This is a genomic window from Pseudomonas sp. G.S.17, from assembly GCF_038096165.1.
GTDB lineage: Bacteria > Pseudomonadota > Gammaproteobacteria > Pseudomonadales > Pseudomonadaceae > Aquipseudomonas.
This window is the reverse complement of the sequence record NZ_CP151076.1, coordinates 1,559,311-1,581,171: the sequence shown is the minus strand read 5'-3', so window position 1 is coordinate 1,581,171 and position 21,861 is coordinate 1,559,311. Positions and strand designations below refer to the sequence as shown.

General features: G+C 58.3%; 18 protein-coding genes. 1 reads left to right on the top strand and 17 read right to left on the bottom strand.

What is annotated here, in order from left to right:
• Positions 1 to 49: 49 nt before the first annotated feature.
• Together fghA and AABC73_RS07235 are read right to left on the bottom strand one after the other, a co-directional pair.
• Positions 50 to 895 carry an S-formylglutathione hydrolase gene (fghA, locus tag AABC73_RS07240; protein ID WP_341523029.1) on the bottom strand — a complete coding sequence of 282 codons (846 nt, stop codon included), beginning with the start codon at positions 893 to 895 and terminating at the stop codon, positions 50 to 52.
• Between the two features lie 25 nt (positions 896 to 920).
• Entirely contained in the window at positions 921 to 2,033 is a 1,113-nt protein-coding gene (locus tag AABC73_RS07235) for an S-(hydroxymethyl)glutathione dehydrogenase/class III alcohol dehydrogenase (protein ID WP_341523028.1), read from the bottom strand.
• Between the two features lie 105 nt (positions 2,034 to 2,138).
• On the opposite strand from AABC73_RS07235, the gene AABC73_RS07230 reads away from it, so the two are divergent.
• On the top strand, positions 2,139 to 3,035 hold the full coding sequence (locus AABC73_RS07230) for a LysR substrate-binding domain-containing protein (protein WP_341523027.1): 897 nt from the start codon (positions 2,139 to 2,141) through the stop codon (positions 3,033 to 3,035).
• 74 nt (positions 3,036 to 3,109) lie between these two features.
• On the opposite strand, the gene ispD is transcribed toward AABC73_RS07230, so the two are convergent.
• From ispD to bamA, 15 genes are all read right to left on the bottom strand, one after another.
• Positions 3,110 to 3,811 (bottom strand): 2-C-methyl-D-erythritol 4-phosphate cytidylyltransferase, encoded by a 702-nt coding sequence (gene ispD / locus AABC73_RS07225; protein WP_341523026.1) that lies wholly within the window; start codon positions 3,809 to 3,811, stop codon positions 3,110 to 3,112.
• Positions 3,808 to 4,086 carry a cell division protein FtsB gene (ftsB, locus tag AABC73_RS07220; protein ID WP_341523025.1) on the bottom strand — a complete coding sequence of 93 codons (279 nt, stop codon included), beginning with the start codon at positions 4,084 to 4,086 and terminating at the stop codon, positions 3,808 to 3,810. Before ftsB ends, ispD begins: the two co-directional genes overlap by 4 nt.
• Positions 4,087 to 4,276: 190 nt before the next feature.
• The gene (gene eno, locus AABC73_RS07215; protein ID WP_065834819.1) at positions 4,277 to 5,563 is read right to left on the bottom strand and encodes a phosphopyruvate hydratase; all 1,287 of its coding nucleotides are present in this window, start codon (positions 5,561 to 5,563) and stop codon (positions 4,277 to 4,279) included.
• Between the two features lie 167 nt (positions 5,564 to 5,730).
• Positions 5,731 to 6,576 carry a 3-deoxy-8-phosphooctulonate synthase gene (kdsA, locus tag AABC73_RS07210; protein ID WP_341523024.1) on the bottom strand — a complete coding sequence of 282 codons (846 nt, stop codon included), beginning with the start codon at positions 6,574 to 6,576 and terminating at the stop codon, positions 5,731 to 5,733.
• A gap of 17 nt (positions 6,577 to 6,593) precedes the next feature.
• Complete coding sequence (locus AABC73_RS07205) at positions 6,594 to 8,225, bottom strand: CTP synthase (protein WP_020289465.1); 1,632 nt, start codon at positions 8,223 to 8,225, stop codon at positions 6,594 to 6,596.
• A 263-nt stretch (positions 8,226 to 8,488) separates the two neighbouring features.
• Positions 8,489 to 9,823, bottom strand: coding sequence for a tRNA lysidine(34) synthetase TilS (tilS, locus tag AABC73_RS07200; RefSeq protein ID WP_341523023.1), 1,335 nt, complete (start codon positions 9,821 to 9,823; stop codon positions 8,489 to 8,491).
• A 200-nt stretch (positions 9,824 to 10,023) separates the two neighbouring features.
• On the bottom strand, positions 10,024 to 10,971 hold the full coding sequence (locus AABC73_RS07195) for an acetyl-CoA carboxylase carboxyltransferase subunit alpha (RefSeq protein ID WP_020289467.1): 948 nt from the start codon (positions 10,969 to 10,971) through the stop codon (positions 10,024 to 10,026).
• Positions 10,972 to 11,080: 109 nt separating this feature from the next.
• The gene (gene dnaE / locus AABC73_RS07190) at positions 11,081 to 14,602 is read right to left on the bottom strand and encodes a DNA polymerase III subunit alpha (RefSeq protein WP_341523022.1); all 3,522 of its coding nucleotides are present in this window, start codon (positions 14,600 to 14,602) and stop codon (positions 11,081 to 11,083) included.
• A gap of 75 nt (positions 14,603 to 14,677) precedes the next feature.
• A complete protein-coding gene (gene rnhB, locus AABC73_RS07185) occupies positions 14,678 to 15,328 on the bottom strand; it encodes a ribonuclease HII (RefSeq protein ID WP_341524186.1) in 651 nt (216 codons plus the stop codon).
• Positions 15,329 to 15,339: 11 nt separating this feature from the next.
• Positions 15,340 to 16,479 (bottom strand): lipid-A-disaccharide synthase, encoded by a 1,140-nt coding sequence (lpxB, locus tag AABC73_RS07180; protein ID WP_341523021.1) that lies wholly within the window; start codon positions 16,477 to 16,479, stop codon positions 15,340 to 15,342.
• A 2-nt stretch (positions 16,480 to 16,481) separates the two neighbouring features.
• Positions 16,482 to 17,258 carry an acyl-ACP--UDP-N-acetylglucosamine O-acyltransferase gene (lpxA, locus tag AABC73_RS07175; RefSeq protein WP_331152162.1) on the bottom strand — a complete coding sequence of 259 codons (777 nt, stop codon included), beginning with the start codon at positions 17,256 to 17,258 and terminating at the stop codon, positions 16,482 to 16,484.
• Positions 17,255 to 17,695, bottom strand: a complete 441-nt coding sequence (gene fabZ, locus AABC73_RS07170; protein ID WP_020289472.1) for a 3-hydroxyacyl-ACP dehydratase FabZ — start codon at positions 17,693 to 17,695, stop codon at positions 17,255 to 17,257. The genes lpxA and fabZ overlap by 4 nt, the downstream gene beginning before the upstream one ends.
• A gap of 111 nt (positions 17,696 to 17,806) precedes the next feature.
• Complete coding sequence (gene lpxD, locus AABC73_RS07165; protein ID WP_341523020.1) at positions 17,807 to 18,862, bottom strand: UDP-3-O-(3-hydroxymyristoyl)glucosamine N-acyltransferase; 1,056 nt, start codon at positions 18,860 to 18,862, stop codon at positions 17,807 to 17,809.
• A 3-nt stretch (positions 18,863 to 18,865) separates the two neighbouring features.
• The gene (locus tag AABC73_RS07160; RefSeq protein WP_341523019.1) at positions 18,866 to 19,369 is read right to left on the bottom strand and encodes an OmpH family outer membrane protein; all 504 of its coding nucleotides are present in this window, start codon (positions 19,367 to 19,369) and stop codon (positions 18,866 to 18,868) included.
• A 45-nt stretch (positions 19,370 to 19,414) separates the two neighbouring features.
• Complete coding sequence (bamA, locus tag AABC73_RS07155; protein ID WP_341523018.1) at positions 19,415 to 21,802, bottom strand: outer membrane protein assembly factor BamA; 2,388 nt, start codon at positions 21,800 to 21,802, stop codon at positions 19,415 to 19,417.
• Positions 21,803 to 21,861: the final 59 nt, after the last annotated feature.

Below are 21,861 nucleotides of genomic sequence, written 5' to 3'. Positions count from 1 at the left end.
AAACGCCCTGAAAAAAGTCAGGGCGTGATTCTACCTACTTTGGCGAAGGTTAGCTGTTTAAGGCGTCGCCATGATGCCGCAGGTGGTCTTCGATGAAGCTGGCGATGAAGAAATAGCTGTGGTCGTAACCTGGCTGCATGCGCAGAGTCAGCGGATGACCGGCGGCTTTCGCAGCCTGCACCAGCGCTTCGGGCTTGAGTTGATTGGCCAGGAAATCATCACGGTCGCCTTGGTCCACAAGCATCGGCAACTGCTCCGACGCCTCGGCGATCAGCACGCTGGCATCCCATTCGCGCCAGCGGGCACGCTCTTCGCCCAGATAACGGGAAAACGCCTTCTGCCCCCACGGGCAATCCATCGGATTGCTGATCGGCGAAAACGCCGAGACCGACTTGTAGCGACCCGGATTACGCAAGGCGCACACCAGCGCGCCGTGGCCGCCCATGGAGTGACCGCTGATACCGCGCGCTTGCGAAGCCGGAAAATGCGCTTCGACCAGCGCGGGCAATTCTTTGACCACGTAATCATGCATCTGATAATGCCGCGCCCAAGGCTGCTGCGTGGCGTTCAGATAGAAACCGGCGCCGAGGCCGAAATCCCAGGCGCCGTCCGGATCACCCGGAACGTCCGCGCCACGGGGACTGGTGTCCGGCGCTACGATAATCAGGCCCAGCTCGGCGGCAATGCGCAGCGCGCCGGCCTTGTGCATGAAGTTCTCGTCGGTACAGGTCAGGCCCGACAACCAATACACAACCGGCAGCTTGCCGCCCTGCTCAGCCTGAGGCGGCAGGTAAACAGCGAAGACCATGTCGCAGCCAAGCACTTGGGAGTGGTGTTTATAGCGTTTATGCCAGCCACCGAAGCTTTTCTGGCAGGAAAGGTTTTCCAGGTTCAACGTCGTAACCTCCCGGCAGCTGTTTTCAGAAATGAATGACCGTACGAATGCTTTTGCCTTCGTGCATCAGGTCAAATGCCTTGTTGATATCTTCCAGGCCCATGGTGTGGGTGATGAAAGTATCCAGCGGGATTTCGCCTTTCTGAGCCTTTTCGACATAGCTCGGCAGCTCGGTACGGCCACGCACACCACCGAATGCCGAACCGCGCCAGACGCGACCGGTCACCAACTGGAATGGACGGGTGGAGATTTCCTGACCCGACGGGGCCACACCAATGATCACTGATTCGCCCCAGCCTTTGTGGCAGCATTCCAGCGCGGCACGCATCAGGTTCACGTTACCGATGCATTCGAAGCTGTAATCCACGCCGCCATCGGTCAGTTCAACGATCACGTCCTGGATTGGCTTTTCGTGATCTTTTGGATTGATGAAGTCGGTAGCACCCAACTCACGAGCCACGTCGAATTTCGACGGGTTGATGTCGATCGCGATAATGCGCGAGGCCTTGGCCATTTTCGCGCCGATGATCGCCGCCAGACCGATACCACCCAGACCGAAGATGGCAACAGTGGCACCCTCTTCCACTTTGGCGGTATTAAGCACGGCACCGATGCCGGTGGTGACACCGCAGCCCAGCAGACAGACTTTTTCCAGCGGGGCTTCTTTGGGAATCTTCGCCAGAGAAATTTCCGGCACCACGGTGTATTCGGAGAACGTCGAACAGCCCATGTAGTGATAGACCGGCTGGCCGTTGTAGCTGAACCGGGTGGTGCCATCAGGCATCAGGCCCTTGCCTTGGGTGGCGCGCACCTTCTGGCACAGGTTGGTCTTGCCGGACAGACAGAATTTGCACTCACGGCATTCAGCGGTGTAAAGCGGAATCACGTGGTCGCCCACTGCCAGGGAAGTAACGCCCTCACCAATCGCCTCGACTATCCCGCCGCCCTCATGACCCAGGATGCAGGGGAATACACCTTCGGAATCGGCGCCGGACAAGGTGTAGGCGTCGGTATGGCAAACGCCGGAGGCAACAGTGCGAATCAACACTTCACCGGCCTTTGGCGCTTCGACGTCGACCTCGACAATTTGCAGCGGTTGGTTAGGGGCAAAGGCAACAGCAGCGCGTGACTTGATCATCAATCTTCTCCAGCGAGGTAAAAACAAGCCGTTGAGTGTAAAGCAGTGCCGATTGGTTAATAATCCAGCCGAAAGCAAAACATTATTGCTGTACAGGGATAATCGATGTACGCCAACAGCTGGGAAGGTCTGGATGAGTTTGTTGCGGTGGCTGAATGCGGGCAGTTCACTGCGGCTGCGGAGCGCCTTGGGGTCTCCTCATCGCATATCAGCCGCCAGATCGCCCGCCTGGAAGAACGTCTGCAAACCCGTTTGCTGTATCGCAGCACCCGGCGGGTTGCGCTGACCGAAGCCGGAACGACATTTTTGCATCACTGTCAGCGTCTGCAGGATGGCCGCGAAGAGGCGTTGCGCGCGGTCGGCGATCTCACCAGCGAACCCAAGGGCTTGTTGCACATGACCTGCGCGGTGGCTTATGGCGAGCGCTTCATCACGCCGCTGGTGACGCGTTTCATCGATCTGTATCCGCAACTGCGGGTCGATATCGAACTGAGCAATCGCACCCTGGACATGGTTCATGAAGGCCTGGACCTGGCTATTCGGCTGGGGCGGCTGCAGGATTCCCGCTTGGTGGCCACACGCCTGGCGCCGCGCCGCATGTACCTGTGCGCGTCGCCGTCCTACCTCGAACGTTATGGTCGTCCGCATAGTTTGTCGGAACTGAGTCGGCATAATTGCCTGATCGGCAGCAGCGACACGTGGCTGCTGCAACAAAATGGACGGGAGTTTTCGCAACGGGTGCAGGGCAACTGGCGCTGCAACAGTGGCCAGGCGGTGTTGGACGCTGCGCTGCATGGCGTCGGCTTGTGCCAGCTGCCGGATTATTACGTGCTGGAGCATTTGCACAGCGGTGCGCTGATTTCCCTGCTCGAAACCCATCAACCGCCCAATACCGCCGTCTGGGCGCTGTACCCGCAGCAACGCCACCTGTCGCCGAAAGTGCGCAAGCTGGTGGATTTCCTCAAGGAGGGATTGGCGCTGCGGGATGAGTATCGGGAGTAGCAGCGGGATCAATCGTAGGACTGGCTTTAGCCGGGAGAGCGGCCTCCCGGCTAAAGCCAGTTACGGATAAGGTGTTACCGCCCGCGCCGCTGGCGCAGCCACTCCAGATCCTCGGGGCGAGTGACCTTGATGTTGTCGGCGCGGCCTTCGATGAGTCTTGGCGACTGCCCGGACCATTCGATGGCCGAAGCTTCGTCGGTGATGCTCACGTTCGAGACCAGGCCGTCGGCCAATGCCCGGTGCAGTGCGCCAAGGCGGAACATCTGCGGCGTATAGGCTTGCCAGATAAAACTGCGGTCCACGGTTTCAGTCACGCGGCCATGGCTGTCGGCGCGTTTGAGGGTGTCGCGCGCGGGCACTGCCAACAGACCGCCGACCGGATCATCAGCCAGTTCGCGCAGCAGGTTATCCAGATCCGAACGCGCCAGGTTTGGCCGTGCCGCATCGTGGACCAACACCCAATCGTCATCACCTGCGCCATGGGCATGCAGATGCAGCAAGGCGTTGAGTACTGAGTCGGCGCGCTCAGTGCCGCCGTCGACCCGCTCGATTCGCGAGTCCAGCGCACAGGGCAATGTCGGCCAGTAAGGATCATCCACAGCCAGGCTGATCACCAGACCCTTGAGTCGGGGGTGATCGAGAAAACAAAGCAGGCTGTGTTCAAGAATTGTGAGGCCGCCCAGTTGCAGGTATTGCTTGGGACGGTCCGCTGCCATACGAGCACCAACGCCCGCAGCAGGAATTACTGCCCAGAAGGCAGGAAGGGAGTCATTCATTGTGCCAACTGATAAAGCGTTTCGCCGTCCTTGACCATACCGAGTTCGTGACGGGCACGCTCTTCGACAGTCTCCATACCTTTTTTCAGCTCCAGCACTTCGGCATCCATCACGCGATTGCGCTCCAGCAAGCCTTCGTTTTCAGCATGCTGATCGGCGATTTGTTGAGTGAGGCTGGCCACCTGCGCCAGGCTCCCATTACCAACCCACAGGCGATATTGCAGGCCCGCAAGCATCAGGAGCAAGACAAGGAACAACCAGTTAGGACTGCGCATTGAATATCAGGACCCAGTAAAAAAAGACAGCAGAGCCAACAACGGAAATAAGCGACTGAGGGCATTGAGCCTGGCATCGCCAGGCTCAATCATCCCTACAAAAGCCAGGGATGTCCGCATCGGTGCTGCTCGATCATCCGGCAAAGCGGAATGTTCTTACAACACCGGCTGTCTTTTTACCATCTCAAAGTCAGCCGCGAAACTCGGCGCGACCACGATACGGGGCCTTCGCACCCAATTGCTCTTCGATACGCAGCAGTTGGTTGTACTTGGCAATACGGTCGGAACGGCTCAGCGAACCGGTCTTGATCTGGCCCGCAGACGTGCCCACGGCCAGGTCGGCAATGGTGGAGTCTTCGGTTTCGCCGGAGCGGTGCGAGATGACCGCGGTGTAACCGGCAGCCTGGGCCATCTGGATGGCTTCCAGGGTTTCGGTCAGGGTGCCGATCTGGTTGAACTTGATCAGGATCGAGTTGGCGATCTTTTTATCGATGCCTTCCTTGAGGATCTTGGTGTTGGTCACGAACAGGTCGTCGCCCACCAACTGCACTTTTTCGCCGATCTTGTCGGTCAGGATTTTCCAGCCAGCCCAATCGGACTCGTCCAGACCATCTTCGATGGAGATGATCGGGTGCTTGCTGACCAGATCCGCCAGGTAATCAGCGAAAGCGGCGGAATCGTAAACGCCCTCTTCGCCCAGGGTGTATTTGCCGTTCTCGTAGAACTCGCTCGCCGCGCAGTCCAGCGCCAGTGTCACGTCGGTGCCCAGGGTGTAACCGGCATTGGCGACGGCTTCGGCGATAGCGCTCAAGGCGTCTTCGTTGGAAGCCAGGTCAGGGGCGAAACCACCTTCATCACCGACGGCAGTGTTCAAGCCACGGGCTTTGAGTACGGCCTTGAGGTGATGGAAAATCTCGGTACCCCAGCGCAGGCCTTCAGCGAAGGTCTTGGCGCCGACCGGCTGAATCATGAATTCCTGGATATCGATGTTGTTATCAGCGTGCTCGCCACCGTTGATGATGTTCATCATTGGCACCGGCATCGAGTAAACACCCGGCGTGCCGTTGAGGTTGGCGATGTGCGCGTACAGCGGCAGATCCTGATCCTGGGCGGCAGCTTTGGCAGCGGCCAGGGAAACAGCGAGGATCGCGTTGGCGCCCAGGCTGGCTTTGTTTTCAGTACCGTCCAGAGCAATCATGGCGCGGTCCAGGGCTTGCTGATCAACAGGATCCTTGCCCAGCAACAGGTCACGGATCGGGCCATTGATGTTGGCTACGGCCTTGAGTACGCCTTTGCCCAGGTAACGGCTTTTGTCGCCATCACGCAGCTCAAGCGCCTCGCGCGAGCCGGTTGAAGCACCGGACGGTGCGCAAGCGCTACCGATGATGCCGTTGTCGAGGAGCACATCTGCTTCCACGGTGGGATTGCCACGGGAGTCGAGAACTTCACGACCTTTGATGTCGACGATTTTTGCCATTGTTGTAAACACTCCAAGATTGGACGAGAACGACGCAGCTGGAAAACATTCAGCGCGCTGAGGCTTTGATTGCAGGGCAGACCTCAGGGCGATAACCCCGATGAAACCATCGGGGAAAACGATCAAGCGGCACTTTACCGGAGGGTGTGTGCCCGGAGAAGCGGGATTTACGCGGTTTCTACGACTGGAAAGCTCTTCACCAGTTCATCCAGAGCCTTGAGCTGGGCCAGGAACGGCTCCAGCTTGTCCAGACGCAAGGCACAAGGGCCATCGCATTTGGCGTTATCCGGGTCCGGATGCGCTTCGAGAAACAGCCCGGCGAGGCTTTGACTGATGCCGGCCTTGGCCAGTTCCAATACCTGGGCACGACGACCACCCGCGGAGTCGGCGCGACCGCCCGGCATTTGCAGGGAATGGGTCACGTCGAAGAAAACCGGGTAGTCGAACTGCTTCATGATGCCGAAGCCGAGCATGTCCACCACGAGGTTGTTGTAGCCGAAACTGGAGCCACGCTCGCAGAGGATCAACTGATCATTACCGGCTTCTTCGCACTTGTTCAGGATGTGTTTCATTTCCTGAGGCGCGAGGAACTGGGCTTTCTTGATGTTGATGACCGCGCCGGTGCGGGCCATGGCCACGACCAGATCCGTCTGCCGCGAGAGAAATGCCGGCAGCTGGATGATGTCGCAGACTTCAGCCACGATTGCAGCCTGCTCAGGCTCGTGAACGTCAGTGATCAGCGGGACATTGAAGGTCTTCTTGATCTCTTCAAAAATCCGCATGCCCTCTTCCAGGCCGGGGCCACGGTAAGAGTGCATGGACGAACGGTTGGCCTTGTCGAAGCTGGCCTTGAACACGTAAGGGATGCCGAGTTTCTCGGTCACCCGCACGTATTCTTCGCAGACCTGCATGGCCATGTCCCGGGATTCGAGCACGTTCATGCCACCGAACAAGACCATTGGCTTGTCGTTGGCGATCTCTATCGAACCTGCACGGATTGTTTTCTGAGCCATGTTCTGGGTTTCCCGAATCAAGCGTTTTTCTGATGTTGAACCAGCGCCGCCTTGACGAAGCCAGTGAACAGCGGATGACCGTCGCGAGGCGTCGAGGTGAACTCAGGGTGGAACTGGCACGCCACGAACCACGGATGATCCGGCGCTTCAACCACTTCTACCAATGCGCCATCACCGGAACGACCCGAAACCTTCAGGCCCGCTTCCATCAGTTGTGGCAGCAGCTTGTTGTTCACTTCGTAGCGATGACGATGACGCTCGACGATGACATCCTTGGCATAGCAGTCATGAACCAGAGAACCTGGCTCAAGCTGGCAATCCTGCGCACCCAGACGCATGGTGCCGCCCAGATCGGAGGTCTCGGTACGCGTTTCGACGGCACCGGTCGCGTCTTCCCATTCGGTGATCAAACCCACCACGGAGTGCGCGCTGTTGCGGTCGAATTCAGTGGAGTTGGCGTCTTTCCAGCCCAGCACGTTACGTGCGAACTCGATGACCGCCACTTGCATGCCCAGGCAGATGCCCAGGTACGGCACCTTGTTTTCACGGGCGAACTGCACAGCGGTGATCTTGCCTTCCACGCCACGCAGGCCAAAACCACCCGGCACCAGAATCGCGTCGACACCTTCGAGCAGAGCGGTGCCCTGGTTCTCGATGTCTTCGGAGTCGATGTAGCGCAGATTGACCTTGGTGCGATTGGAGATGCCGGCGTGACTCATCGCTTCGATCAGCGACTTGTAGGCGTCGAGCAGTTCCATGTACTTGCCGACCATGGCGATGGTGACTTCATGCTCAGGGTTGAGCTTGGCGTCGACCACTTTTTCCCACTCGGACAGATCGGCGCCGCCGCACTGCAGACCGAAACGCTCGACGACAAAATCATCCAGGCCCTGGGAATGCAGGATGCCGGGGATCTTGTAGATGGTGTCGGCGTCTTCCAGGGCGATCACCGCACGTTCTTCAACGTTGGTGAACTGGGCAATCTTGCGCCGCGAGGAAATGTCGATCGGGTGATCGGAACGGCAGACCAGCACGTCGGGCTGCAAGCCGATGGAACGCAGCTCCTTCACCGAGTGCTGGGTTGGCTTGGTTTTGGTTTCGCCGGCAGTGGCGATGTACGGCACCAACGTCAAGTGCATCAGCATCGCGCGCTTGGCGCCGACTTCGAAACGCAATTGACGAATGGCTTCCAGAAACGGTTGCGACTCGATGTCACCCACGGTCCCGCCAATCTCGACCATCGCGACGTCGGCATCGCCAGCGCCCTTGATGATCCGGCGTTTGATTTCGTCGGTGATGTGCGGAATGACCTGAATGGTCGCGCCCAGATAATCACCACGGCGCTCTTTGCGCAGGACGTGTTCGTACACACGGCCAGTGGTGAAGTTGTTGTTCTGGGTCATGGTGGTGCGGATGAACCGCTCATAGTGGCCCAGGTCCAGGTCGGTTTCGGCGCCGTCGTGGGTGACGAACACTTCCCCGTGCTGGAATGGGCTCATGGTGCCCGGGTCCACGTTGATATAGGGGTCAAGCTTGAGCATGGTGACCTTAAGTCCCCGCGCCTCCAGGATGGCCGCCAATGAAGCCGAGGCAATGCCTTTCCCCAATGAAGAAACAACACCGCCCGTGACGAAGATGTAGCGCGTCATGAAAAACCCTAGAAGTCTGCGTTAAAGCGGTCAGAGCCGCCGGGGAAAGCGAAGGAAGGCCGAAGCCCCCGATTACCGACAAAATTCACGGTGTACTCCCGAACTGCTGCGTTGAAACGGACCGGCCTGAAGCCTGTCGATTGCGCGCCACATTTAAGAATTACCCAGCAAAAACGGGTTGGTAACCGGCAGCTACCGTCGATTAAAAAACAATCCACAGAAGCTGTATCAAGAAGGGAGCGTAGTCTACCGGAAATGGCCTTTCAGCTCAAACTTTGGTCATTCGTCGGCGCCTGCCATTGCAAACGCCAGTCGCCATGGGCATCGGCGTTGAGTTCCGGCAGGTTGGCGACGGCCAGCAACTGCCCGTTGCGGTACAGCAGCGGCAATCGGCCGCGGACAAACAGCGGAATGCCGCGCTCATTGAGCAAACGCTTGAGATCCCGATGACCGCGACCCGGCAAATGCAGGATTTCCCCGCCCTGGCGATAACGAACCTCGAACGATCCCGCCGGAATATTTCCTTCAATGCACAACTGGCCATTGCCGGGAAGGCGCAACGGCCGGGCAAGATTACCCCACGCTGAAACCGCCTTGAGCGGTTGCAGGAAATCGCCGCTAAGCCACCAGATACGGCCTTCGGCGCGATGCAATTCGCCGTCGGCCAGACGCCAGACCGGCCGCGCATCCTGCCCTGCATCGCGCAAATCTTCCCAACCGCGCCAATGGTCGCTGTCCGGCAAACGCGTCAAGGGCGCGAGCCAATGGCGCAGCGCATTACGTTGTCGCGCCGCCGACAAATCGACCAACGGTGCCAACGCCAGCGACGGGATGGCCACCCACGGCAACAGGCTGTCGGAACGCGCGGCAATAAGATCCTGTTCCGCCAGTTCGTTCAGCAACTGCTGCGCCTCATCCAGATGCGCGGCGGTGCGGGCCAGATTTGCCGCCGCTTGCGGCCAGCGTGAAGTCAGCGCAGGCATGACCTGATTGCGCAGGTAGTTGCGGGAGAATTGCACGTCGTTATTGCTGGGGTCTTCGATCCAGGCCAACTGATGCTCTCGGCCATACGCTTCAAGATCAGCACGCGAGATTCCCAGCAGTGGCCGCAACAGGCTGCCCTCGCCCAGCGCACGGCTGACAGGCATTGCCGCCAGCCCGCGCAATCCCGCGCCCCGCAGCAAGCGGAACAGCAGGGTTTCGGCCTGATCGTCCTGATGTTGCGCCGTCAGCAGCACCTCATCGGGTTTCAACGTCGCAGTGAATGCCGCATATCGGGCGTCCCGCGCTGCCTGCTCCAGGCTGGCTTCGGCCTTGACCTGCACGGCCATCACCTGCAACGACACGCCCAGCGCATCGCACACCTGCTGGCAATGTGCAGGCCAGGCATCGGCTGCAGCCTGAAGGCCGTGATGAACATGAATGGCGTTGATGGGCGGCAGCGTTTCGCGGCGGGCAAGATCAGCCAGCGCATGCAGCAGAACCGTGGAATCCAGGCCGCCGGAGAAACCGACGTGCCAGACGGGCGCGTGGCGCCAAGGGGCCAGGGCTTGGGCAAGCCTGGCGGGGAGATCGTGGGGGTGTTTGTGTGTGGTCATTGCAACAAATTTCAACTGTGGGACGGTATTCATCCGGGAAGAGGCCGATTAAGACGCTACTTCTATGGTGCCTGAAATAGCTTCTCGCGAATAAATTCGCTCCTACAGAGACACCGCGAACAGAGACACCGCGCGTCCCTGCAGGAGCGGATTTATCCGCGAAGGCTCGCGAACGAATCAGCTCCCACGGGGCATCCAGATTACAGACCGTAACTCATCAAACGCTCATAACGGCGGGCCAGCAGCGCGTCGTTGTCGAACTTCTTGAGCATCTGCAACTGATCGCTCAGTTCCTGACGAATCGACTCGGCAGCACCGGCAGGATCGCGATGGGCGCCACCCAGCGGTTCACCGATGACTTTATCAACGATGCCCAGGCCCTTGAGGCGATCAGCGGTGATGCCCATGGCTTCGGCAGCGTCCGGCGCCTTGTCAGCGGTTTTCCACAGGATCGATGCGCAACCTTCCGGGGAAATGACCGCGTAGGTCGAATACTGCAGCATGTTCAGCTGGTCGCAGACGCCAATGGCCAATGCGCCGCCGGAACCGCCTTCGCCAATAACGGTGGCGATGATCGGGGTTTTCAGACGCGCCATGACTCGCAAATTCCAGGCAATCGCTTCGCTCTGGTTGCGCTCTTCAGCGTCGATGCCAGGGTAAGCACCCGGCGTGTCGATGAAGGTCAGGATCGGCATCTTGAAGCGTTCGGCCATTTCCATCAGGCGGCAGGCTTTGCGATAGCCTTCTGGACGCGGCATGCCGAAGTTGCGGCGAACCTTTTCGCGGACTTCACGACCCTTCTGGTGGCCGATGACCATCACTGGTTGACCTTCCAGACGCGCGACGCCACCGACAATCGCGGCGTCGTCGGAAAAGTGACGGTCGCCGTGCAGTTCATCGAACTCGGTGAAAATGTGCTGAATGTAGTCCAGGGTGTACGGACGACGCGGATGACGCGCCATACGTGCGATCTGCCAGCTGGTCAGATTGCCGAAAATGCTTTCGGTCAGCGTGTTGCTCTTTTCCTGCAGACGCGAGATTTCGTCGCCGATATTCAGCGAGTTGTCATTACCCACCAAGCGCAATTCTTCGATCTTGGCTTGCAGGTCAGCGATCGGCTGTTCGAAATCAAGAAAATTCGGGTTCATAGGCATCCGTCTTGGGTCGACGGCCAAGAGGCCGGCCGGTTGATCCGTGAGCGCCATACCTTACGGGAACTGGCGCATTCAGGTCGAGATTAAAAATTCAGGGCTGAGTTCAGCGATACTGCAGGAAGACGTTCTCACGTCCGAACTGGTCACGCAGCGCTTGAATCAAGCTGTCTGCGGGATCGATTCGCCACGCTTCGCCAAACTGCAACAACGCCTTGGCATCCAGGCCGGTGTAATCCAGGGTGATTGGGCATGCGCCACGATGCTTTTTGCACAAATCGCCAAGCCAGCGCAGCCGGTCGCCCTTCAGCGCCTCGGCATGCACGGTCAGGCGCAGGCTTTCGGCAAGGTTGGTGCGCGCATCTTCGATACTCATGACGCGCTTGGCGCGCAGACGCAAACCGCCGGAGAAGTCGTCATTACTGACTTCGCCTTCGACCACCACCATTGCGTCGGTCTGCAACAGCGATTGCGCCGAGTGAAACGCTTCGGCAAACAACGAGGCTTCGATACGCCCGGAACGGTCGTCCAGGGTAATGAAACCCATCTTGTCGCCCTTTTTGTTCTTCATGACCCGCAACGCGATGATCAGGCCCGCGACGGTTTGAGTATCCCGCGCCGGCTTGAGATCGATGATCCGTTGCCGGGCAAAACGGCGAATTTCGCCTTCGTATTCGTCGATAGGGTGACCGGTCAGGTACAACCCCAACGTTTCTTTTTCGCCGCGCAGTCGATCCTTGAGCGTGCCTTCCTTGGTCTTGCGGTGGTTAGCATAGACGTCGGTGTCTTCTTCGACGAACAAACCGCCGAACAGGTCCGCGTGACCGCTGTCATGGCTGCGTGCGGTTTGCTCGGCGGCCTGAATGGCTTCGGCCAGAGCCGCGAGTAATACCGCGCGATTGCGGTCGATATTGGCTTGATAGGCTTTGGGTTCGCTTTCGAAATACGGCCCCAGGCGATCCAGCGCGCCGCTGCGGATCAAGCCGTCCAGCGTGCGTTTGTTGACGCGTTTGAGATCGACGCGGGCGCAGAAATCGAACAGGTCGGTGAAAGGACCTTCCTGACGCGCTTCGGTGATGGCTTCAACCGGGCTCTCGCCAACGCCTTTGATCGCGCCAAGGCCATACAGAATCCGGCCATCGTCGCTGACCGTGAACTTGAACTCCGAGGTGTTCACGTCCGGCGCATCGAGGCGCAGCTTCATGGTCCGCACTTCCTCGATCAAGGTCACGACCTTGTCGGTGTTGTGCATATCCGCAGAAAGCACCGCCGCCATGAACGGCGCCGGGTAGTGAGTCTTCAGCCAGGCAGTCTGGTACGACACCAGGCCATAGGCGGCCGAGTGAGACTTGTTGAAGCCGTAACCGGCGAATTTTTCCACCAGGTCGAAAATGTTACCGGCCAGGTCCGGGTCGATATTGTTGTTGGTGCAGCCATCAATAAAACCGCCGCGCTGCTTGGCCATTTCTTCGGGCTTTTTCTTGCCCATGGCCCGGCGCAGCATGTCCGCACCACCGAGGGTGTAACCGGCCATGACCTGGGCAATCTGCATCACCTGTTCCTGATACAGGATGATGCCGTAGGTCGGCGCGAGTACCGGCTTGAGGCCCTCGTACTGGTAATCGACGTGCGGGTACGAAAGCTCGGCGCGACCGTGCTTACGGTTGATGAAGTCGTCAACCATGCCTGATTGCAGCGGGCCCGGACGGAACAGGGCCACCAATGCGATCAAGTCTTCCAGGCAGTCGGGCTTGAGCTTTTTGATCAGCTCCTTCATGCCTCGGGATTCAAGCTGGAACACTGCCGTGGTTTCAGCCTTTTGCAGCAGCTGGTAGGTCGGCGCGTCATCCAGCGGGATGAAAGCGATATCCAGCGGCGGCTCATCGACCTTGGCGCGGTCGCGGTTGATCGTCTTCAGCGCCCAGTCGATGATGGTCAGGGTCCGCAGCCCGAGGAAGTCGAACTTCACCAGCCCGGCAGCCTCGACGTCGTCCTTGTCGAACTGGGTAACCAGACCGTCGCCCACTTCATCGCAATAGATCGGCGAGAAGTCAGTCAGTTTGGTCGGCGCGATAACCACGCCCCCGGCGTGCTTGCCGACGTTACGCACAATGCCTTCGAGCTTGCGCGCCATCTCCCAGATTTCAGCCGCCTCTTCATCGACCTTGAGGAAGTCACGGAGGATTTCTTCCTGCTCGTAGGCTTTTTCCAGGGTCATGCCGACTTCGAACGGGATCATCTTCGACAGGCGATCCGCCAGGCCGTAAGACTTGCCCTGCACCCGCGCCACGTCGCGGACCACAGCCTTGGCGGCCATGGAACCGAAGGTGATGATCTGACTTACCGCATTGCGCCCGTATTTCTCGGCCACGTAATCAATCACGCGGTCGCGGCCATCCATGCAGAAGTCGACGTCGAAGTCGGGCATGGAGACCCGTTCCGGGTTCAGGAAGCGTTCGAACAGCAGGTCATATTCCAGCGGATCGAGGTCGGTAATCTTCTGGACGTAGGCCACCAGCGAACCAGCACCCGATCCACGGCCGGGGCCAACCGGAACGCCGTTGCTCTTGGCCCACTGGATGAAGTCCATCACGATCAGGAAGTAACCGGGGAAACCCATCTGGATGATGATATCCAGCTCGAAATTCAGCCGATCGACATACACCTGGCGCTTGGCGTCGTAGTCTTCGGTAGTGTCCTTCGGCAGCAACACCGAGAGGCGATCTTCCAGACCGTCGAACGACACTTTGCGGAAATATTCATCGATGGTCATGCCATCGGGGATCGGGAAGTTGGGCAGAAAGTGCGTGCCCAGCTTGACCTCAATGTTGCAGCGCTTGGCGATTTCAACCGTGTTTTCCAGCGCCTCGGGCAAGTCACTGAACAGCTCGGCCATTTCCTCGGCGCTTTTCAGGTACTGCTGGTCGCTGTAATTGTGCGAGCGGCGCGGGTCGTCCAGAGCGCGACCTTCGCCGATGCACACACGGGTTTCGTGGGCCTCGAAATCTTCCTGCTTGATGAAGCGCACATCGTTGGTCGCAACCAATGGCGCGCCATGCCGATCGGCCAGGGCCACGGCAGCGTGCAAATGCTCTTCGTCGTTGGGACGGTTGGTGCGCTGCACCTCGACATAGTAACGGTCAGGAAAAACCGCCATCCATTCGCTGAGCAATTTGTCCGCTTCGTCGGGATTGTTGCCGAGCAAGGCCATGCCGATCTCGCCTTCTTTGGCGGCGGACAGCGCAATCAAGCCTTCGCTGGCCTGGGCAACCCATTCACGCTCGATGATCACCTGGCCGTTACGCTGGCCTTCGATGAATCCCCGGGAAATCAGTTCGGTCAGGTTGCGATAACCCTTGGCGTTCATCGCCAGCAGGCTGATACGGCTCAGCGCTGCGTCTTCGTCCTTGTTCGACAGCCACAGGTCCGCGCCGCAAATAGGCTTGATCCCCGCGCCCATGGAGGCTTTATAGAATTTGACCAACGAACACATGTTGTTCTGATCGGTCACCGCCACGGCGGGCATGTTCATGGCAGCCAGGGTCTTGACCAGTGGCTTGACCCGGACCAGGCCGTCGACCAGCGAATATTCGGTGTGCAGGCGTAGATGAACGAAAGAAGCCGGCATGGTGATCCTATAGCGCTAGAACAAAAAACGAAGGCCCGGATTGTACCGGGCCTTTGGCAAAACATCAGCCCACTGTCAGTCCAGCGGGAATACCGATAATGACGGCATGTTGCTCAACATCATCATCTCGCGGGCTGCATAGGCTGCACGTACCGGCGCAAAAGAACGCCGATGAATCGGTGTCGGGCCCAGTCGCGCCAAGGCTTCCAGATGGACGGGCGTCGGATAACCCTTATGCGCGCCCATGCCGTAGCCCGGATATATCAGTTCAAACGCGGCCATTTCCCGATCACGACTGACTTTGGCCAGAATCGACGCCGCGGCAATCGCCGGAACCTGGGCATCGCCCTGGATCACCGGCGCGCTGGGCACCGACAGCTGCGGGCAACGGTTGCCATCAATCAGTGCCAGCTTTGGCGTAATGATCAGACCTTCAACGGCGCGCTTCATGGCCAGCATCGTGGCATGCAGAATGTTCAGCTCGTCGATTTCCTCGACCTCAGCCCTGGCGATATACCAGCACAAGGCTTTCTCGCAAATTTCGTCGTAGAGCTTTTCGCGCTTGGCTTCGGTGAGCTTCTTCGAGTCATTCAGACCCAGAATCGGCCGACGTGGATCGAGGATCACGGCAGCGGTCACTACCGCGCCACACAGCGGGCCGCGACCCACCTCGTCGACGCCGGCAACCAGTTCTTCGACCAGATTGAAATCCAGACCCATTTGCATTGTTCGTGCACTCACAGTGAAGGCGAGCGACCGATCAGGCTCAATACCGCTTCGGCGGCCTGATTGGAGGCATCGCGACGCAAGGTCCGGTGTATTTCATCAAAGCCCGAAGTCTGTTCCTGGCCGCCTTCAAGCAGCGGCAGCAGCGTCTGCGCCAATGTTTCGGCGGTCGCCGCATCTTGCAGCAATTCCGGAACCAGCAGGCGCTGGGCCAGCAGGTTCGGCAGGGAGACGTACGGGCTTTTCACCAAACGCTTGAGTATCCAAAAGGTAATCGGTGCCATTCGATAGGCAACGACCATTGGTCGTTTGTACAACAAGGCTTCGAGGGTGGCGGTGCCGGACGCGATCAACACCGCGTCGCAGGCGGCGAGCGCCAGGTGCGAACCGCCGTCGAGAAGCGTCAGCGGCAACTCACGACCTTGCAGCAATTGTTCGATTTGCGCCCGGCGCTGCGGGCTGGCACACGGCAGTACGAAGCGCAGCCCAGGACGTTGAGCCAGCAGCAGCTGCGCAGCATCAAGAAACAGAGTGCCCAGACGGCCTACTTCGCCACCACGGCTACCCGGCATCAACGCGACAACGGGGCCATCGCCCAAGCCGAGCTCCACGCGGGCCGCAGCACGATCAGCCTCAAGCGGAATGGTGTCGGCCAAAGGATGCCCGACGAACTTGACCGGCACGCCCTTTTCTTCATAGAAACGTGCTTCGAAAGGCAGCAACGTGAGCATCAGATCGCAACCCTCACGAATCTTCAGCACCCGCTTTTGCCGCCAGGCCCAGACCGACGGGCTGACGTAATGCACGGTCTTGATGCCGGCACGGCGTAATTGAAGTTCGATGTTGAGGGTGAAATCCGGCGCATCGATGCCGATGAACAAGTCAGGCTTTTCATCGATCAGGGTCTGTACCAGCACTTTGCGTTTGGCGAGCAGTTCGCGCAAACGCCCCAGCACCTCGACCAGTCCCATGACCGACAGGCGTTCCATGGGGAAATAGGAAACCATGCCTTCGGCTTCCATCAGCGGACCGCCGACCCCAATGAATTGCGCATCAGGATGACGAGCCTTGATGGCGCGCATCAGTCCGGAACCGAGAATATCGCCGGAAGCCTCGCCAGCCACCAGCGCGATACGCAATACGCCAGTCATGGTTAGCGAGTAATGCCGCGAGTCGACGATTGAATGGACTCGAGGAACACAGCCACTTCAGGAAACAATGCGGCAGGCTCGGCGAGTTCGGCAATCGCCTGATCGACCGTCAGGCCTTGGCGATAAACCACTTTGTACGCTCGACGCAGCGCGTGGATGGCGTCTTCGGCAAAGCCGCGACGACGCATGCCTTCGAAGTTCATGCTGCGGGCCTCCGCGGGGTTGCCGAAGACCGTGACAAATGCAGGAACGTCCTTGCCAATTGCGGTGCCCATGCCTGAGAAGCTGTGGGCGCCGATGTGGCAGAACTGATGCACCAGCGTAAATCCGGACAGGATCGCCCAATCGTCAACGTGCACATGACCGGCCAACGCGGTGTTGTTGACCAGAATGCAGTTATTGCCGATGACGCTGTCATGGCCAATATGCGCGTAAGCCATGATCAGATTGTGATCACCCAGCGTGGTTTCGGCGCGATCCTGAATAGTGCCACGATGGATCGTCACACCTTCACGAATCACGTTGTGATCGCCGATCACCAGGCGCGTCTCTTCGCCTTTGTACTTGAGATCGGGTGTGTCTTCGCCTACCGAGGAAAACTGGTAGATGCGATTGTGTTTACCGATCCGCGTCGGGCCACGCAGGATCACGTGCGGCCCGATCACTGTACCCTCGCCAATTTCCACACCGGCTCCGACGATCGACCACGGGCCGACCTCTACATCGTCAGCCAGAATGGCTGTCGGATCGATGATTGCGCGAGAGTCAATCAAACTCATAGTTTACGTTCCGCACAGATGATTTCTGCGGAGCACACCGGCTTGCCGTCGACCGAGGCCTGGCATTCGAACTTCCAGATCTGACGTTTGCAACTGATGAACTTCGCTTCAAGAATCAGCTGGTCGCCCGGCAGCACTGGCTGGCGGAAACGCAGCTTGTCGGAGCCCACGAAGTAGTAAAGCGTGCCATCGGCAGGCTTCACGTCAAGCATTTTAAAACCAAGGATACCGGCTGCCTGGGCCATCGCTTCGATGATCAACACGCCCGGCATGATTGGATGCGCAGGGAAGTGACCGTTGAAGAACGGTTCATTGATGCTGACATTCTTGTAGGCACGAATGCTCTTGCTCTCAACATCCAGCTCAACTACACGGTCCACCAGCAGGAACGGGTAGCGGTGAGGCAGGTATTCGCGAATTTCGTTGATGTCCATCATTTCGTGGGGAAGCCTGTAGTAAAGATTGGGAGTGCGCGACGGGTGCGCAGCACTCCTCTGCAAATCAAGGAGGCAATTTATCGGCTGTGCACGCTTGATATGAAAAAGGTATCAGCCATCAGATGAAGCATTAACGCCTGAGGTCACGGCCTCGACCATCTTTTCCAGCTTTTGCAGCCTGCGCGCCATGTCATCGATCTTGCGAATGCGTGCTGCGCTTTTACGCCATTCAGCGGCCGGTTGCATCGCCGTACCCGAAGAATAGGCCCCTGGTTCGGTGATCGAGTGCGTCACCATGGTCATGCCGGTGATGAAAACGCCATCGCAGATTTCAATATGCCCCACCAGCCCGACACCGCCGGCAAGGGTGCAATGTTTACCAATCTTTGTGCTACCGGATATCCCCACGCAGGCGGCCATCGCGGTGTGATCGCCAATTTGCACGTTGTGGGCAATCTGGATCTGGTTGTCCAGCTTCACGCCATTGCCGATGCGGGTATCGGCCAGCGCGCCGCGGTCGATGGCGGTATTCACGCCAATTTCCACGTCGTCGCCTACCAGCACACCGCCAATCTGCGCGATTTTCTGCCAGATACCTTTGTCACTGGCGAAGCCAAACCCTTCACCGCCCAACACCGCGCCCGACTGAATCACCACGCGCTCGCCGATGCGTACATCGTGGTAAAGCGTTACCCGAGGAGCGAGCCAGCCGTCGGCACCGATTTCACAACGGGCACCGATGAAGCAGTGAGCACCGATGGTCACGCCGGCGGCAATCCGCGCACCGCTTTCAATGACGGCGAACGCGCCGACACTGGCAGCGGCATCGACGAACGCATCTGCCGCGACGATGGCCGTCGGATGCACACCGGGTGCAGCCTTGGGCTTGGGGTCGAACAGGTGAGAAATTCGTGCATAGGCCAGATAAGGGTCTGGCACCAGCAACGCATCCCCGACGAACAACTCGGCATCCGCAGGTTTAAGCAACACGGCAGACGCATGGGTATCGGCGAGAAATTTACGATATTGCGGATTTGCCAGGAAACTGACATGACCAGGGCCGGCCTCTTGTAAAGTGGCCAGCCCGGTTATCTCTTTATCCTCGGCGCCACGTAGGGTCGCGCCAAGGAACTCGGCCAATTGGCCGAGCTTGATGGATACAGTCATGACTTACTTCAGCTGATTCATGCGCTCGATGACCTGGCGAGTAACGTCGTACTGAGGCTTGACGTCAATCACAGCACCGCGCTCGAAGACCAGGTCAAATGCGCCTTTCTTGATCACTTCTTCTACAGCCTGATCCAGCTTCGGCTTGAGTTGCTTGAGCATTTCGCGGTCGGCAACGGCTTTGGCTTCGTTCAGCTCCTTGGACTGGAACTGGAAGTCACGAGCCTTCTGCTTGAATTCAAGCTCAAGACGCTCGCGCTCAGGCTGGGCCATTTTGTCGCCGCCACTTACCAGACGATCCTGGATGCCTTTGGCGCTGCTTTCCAGAGACTTCAGTTTGGTCAGTTGCGGACCGAACTTCTTCTCTGCGTCAACGGCATATCTCTTGGCCGCATCAGATTCCAGCAAAGCCATCTGATAGTTCAGGACAGCGATTTTCATTTCGGCAAACGCCGGGCTTGCAACGAGAACAGTTGCAAGCAGTACCAATTGAGTCAACTTACGCACGATCTACTCCTACGGAATTCGTTGTCATTAGCTAAGACCAGACCCTTAGAAGGTCTGACCAAGGGAGAACTGGAATACTTGAGTTTCGGTGTTGTCGTCCGGCTTCTTGATCGGCATCGCCAAGGCGAAGCTCAACGGGCCAAGCGCAGTGATCCACGTGACGCCTACACCGACGGAGCTTGCCAGACCGGAAAGGTCGACGTTATTGCACTCGACTTTCTTGTCAGTGGTGGTCCGTTTCGACGAGCCGCAATTGCTGTCGAATACGTTACCCACGTCCCAGAACAGCGAAGTACGCAGGGAACGTTGATCCTTGATGAATGGCAGAGGGAACATGACCTCTACGCCACCCTGGACCAATACGTTACCACCGAACGGCAGTGGATCCTGATCCGGGTCAGCCAGCGTACCTTTGTTACCGGTCACGTCAGCACCACGACTCGGCGTACTGCGTGGACCGAGGGTGCTGTCCTTGAAACCACGTACCGAGTTGAAGCCACCGGCATAGTAGTTCTCGTAGAACGGCAGACCGGAGGTCGAACCATAACCGTCGCCATAACCCAGCTCGGTGTGCAGACGCAGGGTGTAGTTGTCGGTGATCGGGTGGAAATACTGCGCGCGGTAATCAAGCTTGAAGAACGACAGGTCGCTGCCCGGCAAGGTGGTTTCCAGCACCAGGCTTTGCGAATGACCGCGAGTTGCCAGTACACCTTTGTTCAAGGTGGATTCGGACCAGCCGGCAGACGCCTTGAAGTTCAGGTATTTGTCGCCTTCCTGATTCACGAAATCGTAGATTTCATCAACGGTGTAAGTACCGGTCTTGATTTCATCCTGCTGAACGGTAAGGCCGAAGGTCAGACGCGAGGTCTCGTTGATCGGGTAGCCCATGCTGATGCCAGCACCCAGGCTGTCTACCGCATAGCTTGCCACGTCGACATCGAGGTCTTTGTAGTCGGTCGTGCGATAGAACGCGTTGTAACCCAGGCTCACGCCATCAGCAGTCCAGTACGGATCGACATAGCTGAAGTTGTAGCGGCTCTGGTATTCGCTGCGGGTCAGGCCGATGCTGACCTTGTTACCGGTACCGAGGAAGTTGTTCTGGCTGATCGAACCACCGAGGATCAGACCGGCGCTCTGGGCGAAACCGACGCTGGCGGTGATCGAACCGGAGGCTTGCTCTTCAACGGCGTAGTTGACGTCCACCTGATCGTCGGTACCCGGCACAGGCGGGGTTTCAACGTTCACTTCTTTAAAGAAGCCCAGGCGATCAAGACGGGTTTTCGACTGGTCGATCAGGTAGGTCGAAGCCCAGCCACCTTCCATCTGACGCATTTCGCGACGCAGCACTTCGTCCGCAGACTTGGTGTTGCCACGGAAGTTGATGCGGTTCACGTAGGCACGTTTGCCCGGATCCACCACGAAGGTGATATCAACCGTGTGGTCTTCGTCGTGCGGCGTTGGTACGCCGTTGACGTTGGCGAAGGTGTAACCCTCGTTACCCAGACGACGGGTGATCAGTTCGGAGGTGGTGGTCATGACCTTGCGGGAGAAGACCTGGCCCGGCTTGACCAGCAGCAGGGATTTGACCTGATCTTCCGGCACCTTGAGGTCGCCGCTCAGCTTGACCGACTTGACGCTGTATTTCTGGCCTTCGTTGACGTTGACCGTGATGTACACGTTCTTCTTGTCAGGCGTGATCGATACCTGGGTCGAAGCGATATCCATATTGATATAGCCGCGATCAAGGTAGTAGGAACGCAGACGTTCGAGGTCGCCGGAGAGTTTCTCACGGGCGTACTTGTCGTCGTTCTTGAAGAAGGAAAGCCAGTTGGTGGTCTTGAGCTCGAAAAGACCAATCAGGTCTTCATCAGGGAACACCGTGTTACCCACCACGTTGATGTGCTGGATAGCAGCGACGGTGCCTTCATTGATGTTGATCTTCAAGCCAACGCGGTTGCGCGGCTGAGGAACGACTTCGGTAGCCACCTCAGCGGAGTAACGACCTTGGGCAACGTACTGACGTTGCAGCTCGTTACGCACACCCTCAAGGGTTGCGCGCTGGAAGATCTCACCTTCAGCCAGACCTGACTGCTTGAGACCTTTCATCAGGTCTTCGGTAGAGATGGCCTTGTTGCCTTCGATCTCGATGCTCGCCACAGACGGGCGCTCGACGACACTGATAACCAGCACATTCCCGTCACGGCCCACCTGGATGTCCTGAAAGAACCCAGTCTTGAACAGCGCGCGAGTGGCATCGACCAGACGACCATCATCCGCTTGCTCGCCAACGTTCAGCGGCAGCGCACCAAATACACTGCCAGCGGAAACCCGCTGCAGGCCATTGACACGGATATCGGAGATGGTGAAGGACTCAGCGTGAACTTCGGCGATCATCAGTGCGGCAAGAACCGCAGTTAGCAGCAGACGTTTCATGAAGTCCTTTCTTATTCCAACTGGCAATAAACAAACTGCCGCAAAATGCGGCAGATTCG

Excerpts from the sequence above, each read along its gene's own strand:
- AABC73_RS07235 (WP_341523028.1), bottom strand. The coding sequence starts at position 2,033 with ATGATCAAGTCACGCGCTGCTGTTGCCTTTGCCCCTAACCAACCGCTG.
- dnaE (WP_341523022.1), bottom strand. The coding sequence starts at position 14,602 with ATGCCGGCTTCTTTCGTTCATCTACGCCTGCACACCGAATATTCGCTG.
- tilS (WP_341523023.1), bottom strand. The coding sequence starts at position 9,823 with ATGACCACACACAAACACCCCCACGATCTCCCCGCCAGGCTTGCCCAA.
- AABC73_RS07205 (WP_020289465.1), bottom strand. The coding sequence starts at position 8,225 with ATGACGCGCTACATCTTCGTCACGGGCGGTGTTGTTTCTTCATTGGGG.
- AABC73_RS07195 (WP_020289467.1), bottom strand. The coding sequence starts at position 10,971 with ATGAACCCGAATTTTCTTGATTTCGAACAGCCGATCGCTGACCTGCAA.
- lpxD (WP_341523020.1), bottom strand. The coding sequence starts at position 18,862 with ATGACTGTATCCATCAAGCTCGGCCAATTGGCCGAGTTCCTTGGCGCG.
- lpxB (WP_341523021.1), bottom strand. The coding sequence starts at position 16,479 with ATGACTGGCGTATTGCGTATCGCGCTGGTGGCTGGCGAGGCTTCCGGC.
- bamA (WP_341523018.1), bottom strand. The coding sequence starts at position 21,802 with ATGAAACGTCTGCTGCTAACTGCGGTTCTTGCCGCACTGATGATCGCC.
- fabZ (WP_020289472.1), bottom strand. The coding sequence starts at position 17,695 with ATGATGGACATCAACGAAATTCGCGAATACCTGCCTCACCGCTACCCG.
- eno (WP_065834819.1), bottom strand. The coding sequence starts at position 5,563 with ATGGCAAAAATCGTCGACATCAAAGGTCGTGAAGTTCTCGACTCCCGT.
- AABC73_RS07230 (WP_341523027.1), top strand. The coding sequence starts at position 2,139 with ATGTACGCCAACAGCTGGGAAGGTCTGGATGAGTTTGTTGCGGTGGCT.
- kdsA (WP_341523024.1), bottom strand. The coding sequence starts at position 6,576 with ATGGCTCAGAAAACAATCCGTGCAGGTTCGATAGAGATCGCCAACGAC.
- ftsB (WP_341523025.1), bottom strand. The coding sequence starts at position 4,086 with ATGCGCAGTCCTAACTGGTTGTTCCTTGTCTTGCTCCTGATGCTTGCG.
- rnhB (WP_341524186.1), bottom strand. The coding sequence starts at position 15,328 with ATGCAAATGGGTCTGGATTTCAATCTGGTCGAAGAACTGGTTGCCGGC.
- lpxA (WP_331152162.1), bottom strand. The coding sequence starts at position 17,258 with ATGAGTTTGATTGACTCTCGCGCAATCATCGATCCGACAGCCATTCTG.
- ispD (WP_341523026.1), bottom strand. The coding sequence starts at position 3,811 with ATGAATGACTCCCTTCCTGCCTTCTGGGCAGTAATTCCTGCTGCGGGC.